The organism is Azorhizobium sp. AG788, assembly GCF_943371865.1.
In the GTDB taxonomy this organism is placed as follows: Bacteria; Pseudomonadota; Alphaproteobacteria; order Rhizobiales; family Xanthobacteraceae; genus Azorhizobium.
Genome location: NZ_CALRWL010000031.1, coordinates 1 through 14706 on the forward strand (window position 1 = coordinate 1; position 14706 = coordinate 14706).

Below are 14706 nucleotides of genomic sequence, written 5' to 3' on the forward strand. Positions count from 1 at the left end.
CATCCAGGTCATCACCTCGACGACGCGGGGATCCTTGTAGGATAAGCGGCCGATCAGCAGCCGGTTGTATTCGTCCGGCCCCAGCTTGCGCAGCAGGGATTCATACAGCATCAGCCCGCCGGGAAACGGCCGGTCGCCCACGCCCTGGGAGATGGGGGTGATGCCCGCGGCGACGCCCTTCTTCACCAGATCGGTGAATTGCGCCTGGGTGAGCTGGAAATTGGCCGGCACATCCACGCCGACTTTCTTCACCAGATCCTTGTTGTAATAGAGTTCGACCGTATAGGCCTCCACCGGCAGGCCATAGACCTTGCCCTTGGAGGTCCAGGCCGGCTTGGCCCAGTCTTCCAGGCCCGCAAGGTCGATATAATCGTCCAGCGGCTCCAGGAAGCCGCCGGCCAGGAATTCCGGCTGGTCCGGCTCCAGATAGAAGATGTCGGGGGCCTGCCCGGTGCGCACGGCGGATTTGGCCTGGGTGTAGATATCCGCCTTGGGGATGAAGCTCAGCTTCACCGAACATTGCGGATTGGCGGTCTCGAAGGCGCGGACGCGGGCGGTGACCCAGTCCTTCTTGGCCGGCTCATCCGGCCAGTTGCTCCACATGTTGATCTGTGTGGCCTGCGCCGCGGCGCCGCCCACCGATCCGAGCAAAGTTGCGGCGACGAGTGCCGCACAACCCATATCACCCCACTTCATTGGCTGATCTCCTCCCGTTGTTTTGTTTTGCCGAAGGAGGCCTCGGGCTCAGGATATTGTCAATAATTATGTACGATTCAGCCGAAGATTCCGCATAGGAAGCGCGAGCGGCGCCGATATTATTGACAATAATCCGTCGCACGATACGGTGCCCACAAGCTGGCCGTGATCAGCCGCAGGGAGAGAAACGGATGGCCAAGGGGCTCCGCAAGGGATTGACCAGCTATGGCGACGAAGGCTTCGCGCTGTTCCTGCGCAAGGCGTTCATCAAGGCCATGGGCTATTCGGACGACGCGCTGGACCGCCCCATCGTCGGCATCACCAACACCTATAGCGACTTCAACCCCTGCCACGGCAACGTGCCGGCACTGGTGGAAGCGGTGAAGCGCGGCGTCATGCTCGCCGGCGCCATGCCCATGGTGTTCCCCACCATTTCCATTCACGAGAGCTTCGCCCACCCCACCTCCATGTTCCTGCGCAACCTCATGGCGATGGATACGGAAGAGATGATCCGCGCCCAGCCCATGGACGCGGTGGTGGTCATCGGCGGCTGCGACAAGACCCTGCCGGCGCAGATCATGGCCGCCGCCAGTGCCAACCTGCCCACCATCGTGGTGCCGGTGGGGCCCATGGTGGTGGGCCATCATCGCGGCGAAGTGCTGGGCGCCTGCACCGATTGCCGCCGCCTGTGGAGCGCCCATCGCGCCGGCGAGATCGATGCGGAAGAGATCGAGATCGTCAACAGCCGGCTGGCGCCCTCGGTGGGCACCTGCATGGTCATGGGCACCGCCAGCACCATGGCCTGCATCACCGAAGCCATGGGCCTGTCGCTGCCCATGAGCGCCACCATCCCCGCCCCCCATGCGGAGCGCATCCGTCTGGCGGAAGCCAGCGGCAAGGTGGCGGCGGACATGGCCCGGACCGGCGGCCCCAAGCCCAGCGATCTCCTGACCCCGGCGGCGTTCCGCAATGCCGCCGTGGTGCTCCAGGCCATCGGCGGCTCCACCAATGGCGTCATCCACCTCACCGCCATCGCCAACCGCACGCCGCATGGCTTTGACCTCGGCATCCTGGATGAGATCGGCCGCGAGGTGCCGGTGCTGGTGGATCTCAAACCCACCGGCGCCCATTATATGGAGCACTTCCACCATGCCGGCGGCCTGCCCAAACTGCTGTCGCAACTGGACGGCCTGATCGATCTGTCCGCCCGCACCGTCACCGGCGAGACCCTGGGCGATTGGGTGGCGGGCGCCGAGGATGTGCCCGGCCAGGATGTGATCCGCCCGCGCACCAACCCCATTCGCGGCGAAGGCTCCATGGCGGTGCTGCACGGCAATCTGGCGCCGCGCGGGGCGCTGATCAAGCATGCCGCCGCCACTGCGCGCCTGCTCCAGCACACCGGCCGGGCGGTGGTGTTCGAATCCGTGGAGGACATGGCCGCCCGCGTGGATGATCCGGACCTGGACGTGAGCGCGGACGACGTGCTGGTGCTGCGCAACACCGGCCCCAAGGGCGCGCCGGGCATGCCGGAAGCGGGCTATCTGCCCATCCCCAAGAAGCTCGGCCGCCAGGGGGTGAAGGACATGGTGCGCATTTCCGATGCGCGCATGAGCGGCACCGCCTTCGGCACCATCGTGCTGCACATGACGCCGGAATCCGCCGTGGGCGGGCCGCTGGCCCTGGTGGCCAATGGCGACCTGATCCGCCTGGATGTGGCCGGCCGGCGCATCGATCTCTTGGTGGATGAGGCCGAGCTGGAGACCCGCCGCGCGGCGCTGGCGCTCCAGCCGCCGCGGGCTACACCCACGCGCGGCTATGCGCAATTGTTCGACCAGGCGGTGCTCCAGGCGGACGAAGGCTGCGACTTCGACTTCCTGCGCCGCGACGGCATCCAGAGCTCATGAGCCCGCGCTCATGAGCACAGATTCACGACCGGACGCACCGCTGTGCCTGCCGCCGCTCCCGCCTGACCGGGCGCTCAGCGCGCGGCTGCCGCCGGGCACCTGCGACTGCCACATCCATGTGTTCGGCGCGCCGGAGGACTTTCCCCTGGTGGCGGTGCGCAATTACACGCCGCAGCCGGCGGACCTCTCCGCCTATGGTGCCCTCATGGCCAAGACCGGCATCGACCGTGCGGTGCTGGTGCAGCCCAGCGTCTATGGCACCGACAACAGCGCGTTGCTGGCGGCGCTGGCCAGCGATCCGCAGCGGCTCCGCGCCGTGGTGGTGGTGCCGGCGGACCTGCCGCAGACGGAACTGGAGCGCCTGCACGCGGCCGGGGTGCGCGGCATCCGCATCAACCGCCGCAATCCCGGCGGCTTGCCGCTGAGCGAGATGACCCGGCTGGCGGCGCGGATCGCCCCTCTGGGCTGGCATCTCCAGTTGCAGATCGACATCCAGAGCGTGGACGATCTGGCCGGGCTGGTGGCCGCCTGCCCGGTGCCGGTGGTGATCGACCATCTGGGCTTCGTGCAACCCGCCCGCACGGTGGCGGCGCCGGGCTTCCAGGGCCTGCTGCGGGTGCTGGAAAGCGGCAAGGCCTGGGTGAAGCTCTCGGCCCCCTATCGCCTGGGCGCCGGCGCCGCGCCCTTCCCCGCCCTCGATCCGTTCATCGCCGCGCTGGTGGCGGCGCGGCCCGATCGGCTGGTGTGGGCCAGCGACTGGCCCCATTGCGAACTGTGGGAGGCCATGCCGGACAGTGTGGCTCTGGCCGAATTGGCGACCGTGTGGCTCCCCACCCCGGCTCTGCGCCGGCAGGTGCTGGTGGACAATCCGCACGCGCTCTATTGGGCGGATGGCAGCCGGTAGCGCGTTCCAGCGCACCGGCCCCAGCGCGCCGTTTCAGCGTTCGGGCTGCACCGGTCTCGGTTGCGGCCGATCCTCAGTGACGGGTCGGCCGCAAGGTGGAGGGCTCGATGGGCGGCAGGCGGACGGGTTCCTCCGCCGCCGACCACGCCTTGTGCTGCGCCGGCTCCGACACCGTCACCGCCCGCTGCGCCTTGGCCTTGCCCTTGACCGGGGCGGACGCCCCGTCGCTCTGCTTGGCCGGTGGCGCATCGCCGGCCGGGTCGTCGCCGGCCGGACGCGCGGCGGTCTCCAGGACCGCTTTCCCGGAGCCGGGCTTCCCTCCGGATGCCTTGCCTCCGGATGCCTTGCCCGCGGACGTCTTCCCTCCGGGTCCCTTGCCCCCGGATGCCTTCGCCCCGGATTTGGCCGCAGCCTTTCCCGCCGCCTTGCCGGCTTTCGCCGCCGCCGCTCCAGCCTCGGCCGCAACCGGCGCGGCGCCGGCCTTGGCGGCTTTCGCCTTGCCCGGCTTGGCACCGGGCGCGGTGTCCGCGTCATCTGCCGGCACGCGGCCGTCGGTGGCCTCCGCCTTCGCTTTCTTGGCCGTGCCTTTGGCCTCTGCCACCAGCGCGGTCTTCAGCTTGGCGGCCTTTTTCGCCTTTGGCGCCGGGGGCGCGTCTTCCATCGGCGCGCGCGCGGCGTCCGCTGGCTGACGCGAGCGCTTCTCGGCGAAGCGCGCCGCCATGAGATCGCCGAACGCCAGGATGATGAGGCGCAGGTCCTCCTCCTGCACCGCCGCCGCCGCGCTTTCCACCGAGAACCAGAAGCCGAACCGCTCCGAGCGCTCCGGCCATTTCTTCACATAGCGCTTCACCTTCAGCGGGAACACCATGACGTCGCACGGCACCGTCTTGAGCGTCAGGCGCTTGTCATAGCTGTACAATCCCAGCGGCTCGCTGGAGATGCTCCCGAGCAGGCCAGCTTCCTCATAGGCTTCGCGCGCCGCCGCCTTGCTGGGCGACAGGTCCTTCATGGGCCAGCCCTTCGGGATCACCCAGCGGCGGGTTTCCCGCGAGGTGATGAGCCGGATCTGGATCTCCCCGTCCTGTCTTTGGCGATAAGGAAGGGCGGCGTACTGGACCCTGCGGGTTCCGCGGGGGCTGGGCACCGATTTCATGGCGCGCCTTTCGTGATTCGTTTGTCATATTAGAATCCTGCGGCCGCACGACCAGCACAAACACCGGCCATTCCCCGCCCCGGATTGCCTAGGGAACAGGCGCGAACGCTGAAGCGTTAAGCGAATGGGAGGAAAAGCCGGCCAGCGCCGCGGCGCTGGATGCCGCAAGCCCAGGCCCAACTCCCATTTTTGCTGCGCTGCAACACTTGGAACCGGACATCTTTGCCCCATCTGTAGACAAGATTTGCGCGTATCTTGTGTTTATCCTTCGGAGATCCATCCATGGCCTTGAGCGACCCGACGCCCTCGTGGGGCGAATTCCCCGCCAGGGGCCATGCCGCCGCCATTCCGGGCGCTCCCCATCGCGCATCAACGCCCGATCTCCTGGCCCGGTTCCGCGCCGTGCGCGATGAGACCGAGCGCCGGGCGGCCCCCCTCTCCGCCGAGGAGCAGGTGATCCAGTCCATGCCCGATGCCAGCCCGATCAAATGGCATCGCGCCCACACCACCTGGTTCTTCGAGCAGTTCATCCTTGGCGAACACGCGCCCGATTATGTGACCTTCGATCCGCGCTTCGCCTATCTGTACAATTCCTATTATGTCTCCGCCGGCCCGCGCTATGACCGCCCCAATCGCGGCCTGATCACCCGCCCCAGCGCCGCCGAGGTGGCCGATTATCGCGCCCATGTGGATGGGGCGGTGATGCGCCTGCTGGGCGAAGCGGACGAGAGCTTGCTGGCGACCCTCGCCCCGCTGATGGAGATCGGCCTCCATCACGAGCAGCAGCACCAGGAGCTGATGCTCACCGACATCCTGCACGCTTTCTCCTACAACCCGCTGTTTCCCGCCTATGACCCGCGCTGGCAGATGCCCGGCGCCCGCCGCGACAGCGGCCTCGGCCATGAGGGGGAGATCACCGCCGGCATTCACCGCATCGGCCATGACGGCACGCCGGCGGCCGGCTTCTCGTTCGACAATGAAGGCCCGGCCCACCGCTTCCTCCTGCCGCCCACCCGCATCGCCACGCCCTTGGTGACCAACGGCGACTGGCTCGCCTTCATGCAGGCCGGCGGATATCTGGACCCGCTCTTGTGGCTGTCCGAAGGCTGGGCCACCTGCCAGGCCCAGGGCTGGGACGCCCCGCTCTACTGGCACTGGATCGACGGCGCCTGGCACGCCATGAGCCTCGGCGGCCTGCGCCCGGTGGATCTGGAAGCCCCGGTCTGCCACGTCAGCTATTATGAGGCCGATGCCTTTGCCCGCTTCGCCGGCCGCTCCTTGCCCACCGAGCAGGCGTTCGAGGTGGCAGCCCACCAGGGTCTCATGGACGACGCCTTCGGGGTGGTGTGGCAATGGACCCGCAGCGCGTACAGCGCCTATCCCGGCTATCGCGCCGCGCCCGGCGCGCTGGGCGAATATAACGGCAAGTTCATGGTCAATCAGATGGTGCTGCGCGGCTCCTCGCTGGCGACGCCCGACGGCCATGCCCGGCCCACCTATCGCAATTTCTTCCATCCCCACCAGCGGTGGCAGTTCACCGGCCTGCGCCTCGCCGACGAAACGCTCTGACCGCGGAAAGATCCCATGCAGCCCCAGACCGCCCCGCTCGCGCCCTCACCCGACATCGATGCCGCGTCCGGCAGCTTCGCCGCCGACCTGGCGCGCGGCCTCGCCGCCACCCCCAAGCGCCTGGCGCCGAAATATTTCTACGATGCGGTGGGCTCGGCCCTGTTCGAGGACATCACCGAACTGCCGGAATATTACCCCACCCGCACCGAGGTGGAGATCCTCACCACCCATGCCGCCGACATCGCCGCCCTGGTGCCGGCGGGGGCGGCGCTGGTGGAATTCGGCAGCGGCTCCAGCACCAAGGTGCGCCTGCTGCTGAGCCATCTGCGCGATCTCTCAGCTTATGTGCCGGTGGATATTTCCCGCGACTTCCTGGAAGAGGCGGCGCAGGCCCTGCGCGCCGACGTGCCCGGCCTCACCGTGCTGCCGGTGGCGGCGGATTTCACCCAGCCGTTCGCCTTGCCCGATGCGGTGTGGGGGCGCCCGCTGGTGGGCTTTTTCCCCGGCTCCACCATCGGCAATTTCGACCCCGAGGACGCCCGCCGCTTCTTGGCCAATGCCAAGGACACCCTGGGCGCTGGCGCGCACATGGTGGTGGGGGTGGATCTGGTGAAGGATCCCCGCGTGCTCCACGCCGCTTATAATGATGCGGCCGGCGTCACCGCCCGCTTCAATCTGAACCTGCTGCACCGGGCCAATCGCGAATTGGGCACGGATTTCGATGTGGCGGCCTTCAGCCACCGCGCCGTATTCAATGCCCCCGCCAGCCGCATCGAAATGCATCTGGTGAGCCGACGCCCGCAGGTGGTGCACCTCAATGGGCGCACGTTCAGCTTCGCCGAAGGCGAAAATCTGCACACCGAGTCCAGCTACAAATACACCGCCGCCGGCTTCACCGAGCTGGCGGAAAGCGCCGGCTGGACCTCGCAAGCGGTGCTCACCGACCCCGCCGGCCTGTTCAGCGTGCATATCCTCGCCGGCTGAGCGAAAGGGGCCGCCGCGCGGGCGGCCCCGCTCAGGCGCAGCGGCGTTCGACCGGCTGGGTTTCCACCGGCTGCGCCGCGAGGGCCGCGAACAAGTCGGCATCCTCGCCAATGCCCGCATTGGGCGTGGTGAGCAGCGTCTCACCATAGAAAACCGAGTTCGCCCCCGCCACCAGGCACAGCACCTGCGCCTCGCGAGTGAGGCTGGAGCGGCCCGCCGACAGGCGGATGGTGGCGGTGGGCATCACCAGCCGCGCCGTGGCCACCATGCGCACCAGATCGAGCGGGTCCACGGGCGGGCGCTGCGCCAAGGGCGTACCCGCCACCGGCACCAAAGCATTGATGGGCACGCTTTCCGGATGGGGCGCAAATCCCGCCAATATGTGCAGCATGCCGGCGCGATCCCGCACGCTCTCGCCCATGCCGATGATGCCGCCGCAGCACAGATCGATGCCCGCCGCCCGCACCGTGGCCAGGGTCTTCAGCCGGTCCTCATAGGTGCGGGTGGTGATGATGGCGCCGTAATAATCCGGCCCGGTATCGAGATTGTGGTTGTAGGCGGTGAGCCCGGCGGCAGCGAGCCGTTCCGCCTGATGCGGCTTGAGCATGCCCAAGGTGACGCAGGCTTCCATCTCCAGCGCCCGCACGCCCGCCACCATGGCGACGACCGCATCGAACGCCTTGCCATCGCGCACCTCGCGCCAGGCGGCGCCCATGCAGAAGCGCTCGGCCCCCGCCGCCTTGGCGGTGGCGGCCATGGCCACCACCGCGTCCGGGTCCATCAGCAGGTCGCGGGTGAGATCCACCTCGCGATGATGGGCCGATTGCGGGCAATAAGCGCAATCCTCCGGACAGCCGCCGGTCTTGATGGACAGCAGGCTCGCCTTCTGCACCCGGTTGGGATCGTGATGGGCGCCATGCACCGCGCTGGCGCGGCCCACCAGTTCCAGCAGCGGCAACTGGTGCAAGGCGATGATCTCATCCAGCGTCCAGTCGTGGCGGATGATGCCGTCGGCGCCGCTCACAGGAACCGCCCCAGCCGGCGCGTGAGACTTTCCGGCACCAGAGCCGCGACCACCGTGATCAGCGCGATCTTCACCAGATCGCCGAACAGGAACGGCGTCACGCCCAGCGCCAGCAGCTTGCCGGCGGGCACGAAGGTCGCCAGCCACATCACCCCGAGGCCATAGACCGGCACCAGCCCCACCAGCATGGCGAGCCCCTGGCCCAGCGGGCCGCGACCGCGCGCCAGCGCGCCCACCAGTCCGGCGGCGGTGAGATAGCCCAGCAGATAGCCACCGGTCGGCCCCACCATGTAAGCGAGCCCGATGCCCCGCTCGGGCGTCCCCGAGAACACCGGCAGGCCCAGCGCCCCCGCCGCCAGATAGGTGAGCAGGATCGCCACCGCCCGCTGCGGCCCCAGCGCCACGGCGAACCCCATCACCGCCAGGGTCTGCAACGTCATGGGCACCGGCCAGAACGGAATCTGGGTCTTGGCCGCCAGGGTCATGAGCGCCGCGCCGGCAACGGCGACCGCCGCCTGCCCGGCCAGCGGCGCGATGCGGGCACTGGAATGCCAGCTGGGAGATGAGGGCGTGGGGGCAGCGGTGTCGCGCATGGATGCACTCCTTCGGAAAAATTATAGATAATTTGTGATTCCTATCGCTAATTGACGCCATAAAAGTATGAGGCTGGCAAGGGGGCGCCGCCGGGCGCCCAGTCAGCGACACGCGGAGCAGGAATTAACGTCTTGCTGGGGCATAATTTTCAGCCGCGCCTGCGCGAGGCGCGCGGCCACCGACCGGGATGGGGCACGGCCTCTGCGCGCCTCAAGGTGCGCGTGCCTCCGGCCGGGGGCTGGGATGCGGCATGGCATATCGCGCCCCGAGGGCTCGTCGCGCACGCGGGTGAGCGCTGTCCAAGCCCCGGCCGTTTCACCCCCCTCCCCAGCCCTCCCCCGCAAGGGGGGAGGGGGTGCGGCGCGCGGGCGCAACGGTCGCGCTCATGCCGCTTGGACGGGGACCAAAAGGCCGAAAGTGCATATCGGACGGCGATGGGCGGACTCGCCCCTGCGCCACTACTGGTCTTTCACCACTGCAGTCATTGCGCCACCGCAGTCCTTGCACCACCGCAGCCTTTGCACCGCCGCAGCCCTTGCCCAAGCCGTGCCGCCAGCGGCCGGCACCCCCTCCCCCCTTGCGGGGGAGGGTTGGGGAGGGGGGTGAAACGGCCAGCCATATGAAGCGCGGCAGCCTCATGGCGCGGCTGCACGGTCTTCTCACAGCACGTCGGACCGCCCTCCAGAGGGGAAGCCCCCCACTTGGACTCAAGCCCGAGCACCATCGCACCAAAGCCCCTTCGTCCGAGCGCCCCGTCCCTCAGCGTGGCCCCACCACCCCGGACGCTTTGCCCGCCTTCGGCCTCTGGCCGACCCACAACACATGCCGGCTCAGCACCGCGGCGGCGGTTTCCACTTGGCCGGCGCGCAGGGCGCCGAGGATCGTGCGGTGATCGCGGTCGGTGGGGGCTTCCCATTCCGCCCGCCAGCCGGAGGGCACAAGCGCCGAAGCCGAGACGCGCAGCACGGCAAAGCGGGCCGACCAATGGGCGTCCCGCCCGGTGACGAGGACACTCACCCTCGGCGCCGCAGATAGCGGCCGACGCATCGTTCCACGAACCTGGCACCGGCCGCCACGGCCTGGCGCACGGGCGCGGGCTTGCTGAGCGGGGCACCGGCCAGCAGGTGCAGGGCGATGTCATCGCCGCCCACCGCGCTGGCGGTGTCCACCAGCACGACCACGCCAATGCTGCGGGCGCGGTCGAAGCCGACGAAGCTGCGAAAGCCGCCGGTGCCGCCATTGTGCCAGACGATCTCACCGCCGGGGATCGGCGAGATGTGCCATCCCAGGGCAACCAGCGTCCCCGCGCCGGCCGGGCGGCGTGGCACCAATTGGTCGGCCATGGCGCCGTGCAGCGGCGTCTGGTCATAGCCCAGCGCGGCAGCCAGGAAGACCAGCAGGTCGTCGGCGGTGGAAGAGAGGCCACCGGCCCCGGCCAGGCTGTCCATGGTCCAAGAACCGACGGGCGACAGGCCCTCATCGTGGCCGACGGCCCGGCGAAGCGTCTGCTCCGGCGACAGGGTGATCGCCGTGTCCGTCAGGCCCAGCGGCCCGGTGATGCGCGCCGTGATCAGGTCCGCATAGGGCAGGCCCGCCCGCCGCGCCAGCAGCTGGCCCAGCAGGCCCGCGCCCAGGTTGGAATAGACATAGGCCGCGCCGGGCGGACTGTTCAGCCGCGCGCCGCGCAGGCCGTCATAGAGCTTCGCATCGCTATAGCCGGCATAAGGATCGGCCGGGTCTCGGGGCTTGAGATTGCCCGGCAGGCGCGGCAGGCCGGAGGTGTGGGTGGCAAGATCCAGCAGCGTGATTGGCGTGCCGTCGCGCTCCGGCAAGGTCATACCGGGCGGCAGATAGGTCGCGGCGGGATCGTCCAGGGCCACCTCGCCGCACCGGACCATGTCGGCCAGAAGCAGCGACGTGAACACCTTGGTCACGGAGCCGATCTCAAATGCGGTCTTGCCATCCAGGGGGCGACCGCCGGAACCGGGGGCGCCACAGGCGATCACGCGCCGGCCTTGGGCGTCGATGACCCCGACCACGATGCCGCTGGCGCGGCGCTCGGTCTCGACGCGGGTCGTGAGCACAGCTGAGATTTCGGCGTCGGTGGGAAGAGTGTCTGCGGCCAAGGCGCGACGTCCTGTCATCGGCGCAGCGGCCAGGAGCAGCCCTGCCAAGCCTGCGGCTCTCATCCCGACAAGGCCCGGCCTCCATGTCCTGCCTGCCGGTCTCGGAGGACACCCGCCCAGATATGGCGAGGGACCAAGGCGACACTCTGTCCGCGCCCCGTCCCTCAGCGCACCCCCGCCACCCCCGCAGCCCGCCCGGACTTCGGCTTCTGGCCGATCCAGGAGACATGCCGGCTCAGCACCGCGGCGGCGGTTTCCACTTGGCCGGCGCGCAGGGCGCCGAGGATCGCCCGATGGTCGCGGTCGGTGGGGGCTTCCCATTCCGCACGCCAGCCGGAGAACAGGAAGCGGGCCGAGGCCATGTGCAGGTCATCCACCGATTTGAGCAGCCGGGGCATGGCGCAGGGAGTGAGAATGAGGCGGTGGAAGGCGCGATTGGCCTCTTCCCAGGCCTGCACGTCGCTGGCCTTGTCGCCGGCGCGGGTGGCCTCTTCGGCCGCGTCGAGAATGGCGGCGGTGAGATGCGGGGCCGCATGGCGCAGGGCCAGCACCTCCAGCGCGGCGCGCATCTGCGCCACTTCATTCACGTCGGCGAGGCTGAAGCCGGCCACCCGCACGCCGCGGCGCGGCTCGCTCACCACCAGGCCCTGCGCCTCCAGCCGGCGGAACGCCTCGCGCACCGGCACATGGCTGGCGCCGAATTCTTCCGCCAGATGATCCTGCCGCAGCCGCTCGCCGGGGGCGATGACGCCGGAGACGATGCGCTCCGCCAGGGTACGGCTGATGCGGGTGGCAATGGTGTCGTCGGGACTCGCGCTCATCTATTATAGATAATTCGGCCCCGCTCTGGCGTCGAGGGGGACGCCCCGGCGCGGGCGAGCCGCGCCGGGGATGATGGGGACCGAACGCCCGGTTCAGGCCGAGAGCGGCTTGATGCCGGCTTCGATCTCCCGGCGCCGCGCTTCCAGGAACGGCGGCAGGGACAGGCTTTCGCCGAGGGACGCCAACGGCTCGTCCGAGGCGAAGCCCGGCGCGTCGGTGGCCAGTTCGAACAGCACCCCATTGGGCTCGCGGAAGTAGAGGCTGCGGAAATAGAACCGATCCACCGGCCCGCTGGAGGGCACGCCCAGTTCCTTCAGCCGCGCGGTCCAGCGGTCATAGTCTTCCAAGGTCGGTACCCGGAACGCCACATGATGCACCCCGCCCGCCCCCTGCCGGCCCGGCGCCAGCTTGGGATCGACCCGCACCTGCAATTCCGCCGCCGGCCCGCCCTCGCCCATCTCATAGACATGAGTGGTGAGGCCGTCGGCACCGGTGAAGCTGCGCACCTGGCGCATGTTCATCAAGGCGGTCAGCACCGCATCGGTGGGCTTGAGGTCCGGCACGCTCATGGTGATGGGGCCGAGGCCGCGGATCTGCAGGTCCGCCGCCACCGGGCTGCGGTCCCAGGGGATGCCGGGGCCGCTGCCGTTGTCGGTGACGAGGCTGAGACGCTGGCCTTCGCCATCCTCGAAATCGAGGGTCGGGCGATTGTCACGCAACACGATCTCGTCATGGGCGACGCCGGTGGCCTTGAAGCGCTCCAGCCAATAGGCCAGCGCCGCCTCGTCCTTCACCCGCAGCCCGGTGCGCACCACCGCATGGTTGCCGCGGCGCTCGCGGCCCACCGGCCACTCGAAAAAGGTGATGTCGGTGCCGGGGCTGCCTTCGCCGTCGGCATAGAACAGGTGATAAGCGGATGTGTCGTCCTGGTTCACGGTCTTCTTCACCAGCCGCATCCCCAAGGTCTGGGTGTAGAAACGGTGGTTGGCGGACGCATCGGCCGACACGGCGGTCAAATGGTGAATTCCGGTGAATTGCATGTTCCATCCTCCGGGATGTGTCGCATGACAGATCCCCTTGGCCGGATGCTCTGGCCGGGGGCCAGAGCGCGGCGGTGAAGTGCTGGATCTGAGATAAGCCCTCTCCATCTTGCATGAAAGACCAATCAGATCGCACAACCGCAATTGCATATTGCGCCCATGCAATGATCGAGATCCACAGGGGCGCTCTGCGTCCCCGCCCCTTGCCAGTTCCCGCGCTCCGCCGCTAAGGCATGGCGCCATGGCCTATGCGGTGAAAGAAATCTTCAAGACCCTCCAGGGCGAGGGCGCCCAGGCGGGCCGGGCGTCGGTGTTCTGCCGCTTTGCCGGCTGCAACCTGTGGTCCGGCCGCGAGGAAGACCGCGCCGAAGCGGTCTGCCGCTTCTGCGATACCGACTTCATCGGCATGGATGGCGAAGGCGGCGGCCGGTTCCAGACCGCGCAGGATCTGGCGGATGCCATCGCCAAGACCTGGGGGACTGCCCCCGGCGGCAAGCGTTATGTGGTGTTCACCGGCGGCGAACCCTTGCTGCAACTGGATTCGGAGCTGGTGGCGGCGGTGCACGCCCACGGCTTCGAGATCGCCATCGAGACCAACGGCACCTTGCAGCCGCCGGACGGCGTCGACTGGATCTGCGTCAGCCCCAAGGCCGGCGCGCCGCTGGTGCTCACCTCGGGCAGCGAGCTGAAGCTGGTATTTCCCCAGCCCACCTTGCTGCCGGAGCAGGTGGCGGGGCTCGATTTCGCCCATTTCTTCCTGCAACCCATGGACGGCCCGGAGCGGGGTGCCAATACCCAAGCGGTGGTCACCTATTGCCTCGACAATCCGCAATGGCGCCTGAGCCTCCAGACCCATAAGATCATCGGTATTCCTTAAGGCTCCGGCCCCAAGACCGCGATCCCGTGTCCCTCACCTGTCCAGAAAGCCTCCAGCCGGCCGCGCCATGAAGATCACCCAAGCCTTCACCTTCGAAGCCGCCCACCGCCTGCCCCACGTGCCGGCGACCCATCGCTGCTTCCGCATGCATGGCCATTCCTATCGGGTGGAACTGGTGCTGGAGGGCGAGGTGGATGCCCATAGCGGCTTCGTGGTGGACTTCTTCGACGTGGAAGCCGCCTTTTCGCCGCTGCTGGCGCGGCTGGATCACTATTGCCTCAATGAGGTGGAGGGGCTGGAAAACCCCACCGCCGAACACATCGCCATCTGGATCTGGGACCGCGCCAAGCCCTTGCTGCCGGCGCTCGCCACGGTGCGGGTGTTCGAGACCCCGCTGTCCTGGGCGGAATACGAGGGGCGCTGAAGATTGGGGGGCGCTGAGCCCCCCGCCCTCTCCGTTCAGCGGCCGATGAACTCGGAAAACGCCTTGAGCTGCTTGGCGATGAAGGTCTTGGTGCCCTCATCGGTCAAGGTGCCGTCGGTGAGGAGCGTCTGCACCCGGCCCACCATCACTTCCGGCGTGTTGAACACCCGTCCGTCCACGGCCACCAGCACTTGGCGCAGGTGATATTGCGCCCGCGCGCCGCCGATCACCCCCATGGAGGCGGACTGGATCAGGATCGGCTTGCGCCCCAAAGGCTTGCTCGGCAGGCGCGAGACCCAGTCGAGCGCATTCTTCAGCCCGCCGGGGATCGAGTAATTATATTCCGGCGTGACGATCACCAGCGCCTCGGCGGCGGCGATCGCCGCGCCGGTGGCCTCCACCACGGCGGGAAAGCCCTCGGCCTCTACGTCGGCGTCATAGATCGGCAAGGTGGCCACCGAGGGCAGGAAATCGAAGCTCACCCCCTGCGGCGCCAGTTCGGGCAAAGCCCGCGCCAAAGCGGCGTTGTAGGAGCCCTTGCGCACGCTTCCCACCCAGACAGCCCAAGCCATGTTCATCTCCCTCGTAT

At 68.5% G+C, this 14706-nt stretch carries 15 protein-coding genes; 6 read left to right on the top strand and 9 right to left on the bottom strand.

What is annotated here, in order from left to right:
* The coding region (locus AAG816_RS17315; RefSeq protein ID WP_341990911.1) for an extracellular solute-binding protein at nt 1-696 on the bottom strand (696 nt) is incomplete at its 3' end.
* A 191-nt stretch (nt 697-887) separates the two neighbouring features.
* Here AAG816_RS17315 and AAG816_RS17320 point away from each other — a divergent pair.
* Together AAG816_RS17320 and AAG816_RS17325 are read left to right on the top strand one after the other, a co-directional pair.
* Nucleotides 888-2600 (top strand): IlvD/Edd family dehydratase, encoded by a 1713-nt coding sequence (locus AAG816_RS17320; RefSeq protein WP_341990912.1) that lies wholly within the window; start codon nt 888-890, stop codon nt 2598-2600.
* A gap of 10 nt (nt 2601-2610) precedes the next feature.
* Nucleotides 2611-3504 (top strand): amidohydrolase family protein, encoded by an 894-nt coding sequence (locus tag AAG816_RS17325; protein ID WP_341990913.1) that lies wholly within the window; start codon nt 2611-2613, stop codon nt 3502-3504.
* A gap of 73 nt (nt 3505-3577) precedes the next feature.
* Here the strand turns inward: AAG816_RS17325 and AAG816_RS17330 are convergent, their stop codons facing one another.
* Nucleotides 3578-4657, bottom strand: coding sequence for an NUDIX hydrolase (locus AAG816_RS17330; protein ID WP_341990914.1), 1080 nt, complete (start codon nt 4655-4657; stop codon nt 3578-3580).
* A gap of 282 nt (nt 4658-4939) precedes the next feature.
* Between AAG816_RS17330 and egtB the strand changes: the two genes are divergently transcribed.
* The gene (gene egtB / locus AAG816_RS17335) at nt 4940-6226 is read left to right on the top strand and encodes an ergothioneine biosynthesis protein EgtB (protein WP_341990915.1); all 1287 of its coding nucleotides are present in this window, start codon (nt 4940-4942) and stop codon (nt 6224-6226) included.
* Between the two features lie 15 nt (nt 6227-6241).
* Nucleotides 6242-7210 (top strand): L-histidine N(alpha)-methyltransferase, encoded by a 969-nt coding sequence (gene egtD, locus AAG816_RS17340; RefSeq protein ID WP_341990916.1) that lies wholly within the window; start codon nt 6242-6244, stop codon nt 7208-7210.
* A gap of 31 nt (nt 7211-7241) precedes the next feature.
* Here egtD and bioB read toward each other — a convergent pair whose 3' ends face one another.
* The 6 genes from bioB to AAG816_RS17370 form a co-directional block, all read right to left on the bottom strand.
* Nucleotides 7242-8234, bottom strand: a complete 993-nt coding sequence (gene bioB, locus AAG816_RS17345) for a biotin synthase BioB (protein WP_341990917.1) — start codon at nt 8232-8234, stop codon at nt 7242-7244.
* Complete coding sequence (locus AAG816_RS17350) at nt 8231-8827, bottom strand: biotin transporter BioY (protein ID WP_341990918.1); 597 nt, start codon at nt 8825-8827, stop codon at nt 8231-8233. Before AAG816_RS17350 ends, bioB begins: the two co-directional genes overlap by 4 nt.
* Before the next feature lie 760 nt (nt 8828-9587).
* The gene (locus AAG816_RS17355) at nt 9588-9845 is read right to left on the bottom strand and encodes a hypothetical protein (RefSeq protein WP_341990919.1); all 258 of its coding nucleotides are present in this window, start codon (nt 9843-9845) and stop codon (nt 9588-9590) included.
* Entirely contained in the window at nt 9842-10954 is a 1113-nt protein-coding gene (locus AAG816_RS17360) for a serine hydrolase domain-containing protein (protein WP_341990920.1), read from the bottom strand. The genes AAG816_RS17355 and AAG816_RS17360 overlap by 4 nt, the downstream gene beginning before the upstream one ends.
* A gap of 164 nt (nt 10955-11118) precedes the next feature.
* Entirely contained in the window at nt 11119-11775 is a 657-nt protein-coding gene (locus tag AAG816_RS17365) for a GntR family transcriptional regulator (protein ID WP_341990921.1), read from the bottom strand.
* 93 nt (nt 11776-11868) lie between these two features.
* Nucleotides 11869-12816: a ring-cleaving dioxygenase gene (locus AAG816_RS17370; protein ID WP_341990922.1), complete on the bottom strand. Its 948-nt coding sequence runs from the start codon at nt 12814-12816 to the stop codon at nt 11869-11871.
* A 241-nt stretch (nt 12817-13057) separates the two neighbouring features.
* Here AAG816_RS17370 and queE point away from each other — a divergent pair, with 241 nt between their 5' ends.
* Nucleotides 13058-13693, top strand: a complete 636-nt coding sequence (queE, locus tag AAG816_RS17375) for a 7-carboxy-7-deazaguanine synthase (protein WP_341990923.1) — start codon at nt 13058-13060, stop codon at nt 13691-13693.
* 67 nt (nt 13694-13760) lie between these two features.
* Nucleotides 13761-14117 (top strand): 6-carboxytetrahydropterin synthase QueD, encoded by a 357-nt coding sequence (gene queD, locus AAG816_RS17380; RefSeq protein WP_341990924.1) that lies wholly within the window; start codon nt 13761-13763, stop codon nt 14115-14117.
* 35 nt (nt 14118-14152) lie between these two features.
* Here queD and AAG816_RS17385 read toward each other — a convergent pair whose 3' ends face one another.
* A complete protein-coding gene (locus tag AAG816_RS17385) occupies nt 14153-14689 on the bottom strand; it encodes an NADPH-dependent FMN reductase (RefSeq protein ID WP_341990925.1) in 537 nt (178 codons plus the stop codon).
* Nucleotides 14690-14706: the final 17 nt, after the last annotated feature.

Coding starts and splice junctions, on each gene's coding strand:
- AAG816_RS17320 (WP_341990912.1), top strand. CDS start 888: ATGGCCAAGGGGCTCCGCAAGGGATTGACCAGCTATGGCGACGAAGGC.
- AAG816_RS17325 (WP_341990913.1), top strand. CDS start 2,611: ATGAGCACAGATTCACGACCGGACGCACCGCTGTGCCTGCCGCCGCTC.
- AAG816_RS17330 (WP_341990914.1), bottom strand. CDS start 4,657: ATGAAATCGGTGCCCAGCCCCCGCGGAACCCGCAGGGTCCAGTACGCC.
- egtB (WP_341990915.1), top strand. CDS start 4,940: ATGGCCTTGAGCGACCCGACGCCCTCGTGGGGCGAATTCCCCGCCAGG.
- egtD (WP_341990916.1), top strand. CDS start 6,242: ATGCAGCCCCAGACCGCCCCGCTCGCGCCCTCACCCGACATCGATGCC.
- AAG816_RS17350 (WP_341990918.1), bottom strand. CDS start 8,827: ATGCGCGACACCGCTGCCCCCACGCCCTCATCTCCCAGCTGGCATTCC.
- AAG816_RS17365 (WP_341990921.1), bottom strand. CDS start 11,775: ATGAGCGCGAGTCCCGACGACACCATTGCCACCCGCATCAGCCGTACC.
- AAG816_RS17370 (WP_341990922.1), bottom strand. CDS start 12,816: ATGCAATTCACCGGAATTCACCATTTGACCGCCGTGTCGGCCGATGCG.
- queE (WP_341990923.1), top strand. CDS start 13,058: ATGGCCTATGCGGTGAAAGAAATCTTCAAGACCCTCCAGGGCGAGGGC.
- queD (WP_341990924.1), top strand. CDS start 13,761: ATGAAGATCACCCAAGCCTTCACCTTCGAAGCCGCCCACCGCCTGCCC.
- AAG816_RS17385 (WP_341990925.1), bottom strand. CDS start 14,689: ATGGCTTGGGCTGTCTGGGTGGGAAGCGTGCGCAAGGGCTCCTACAAC.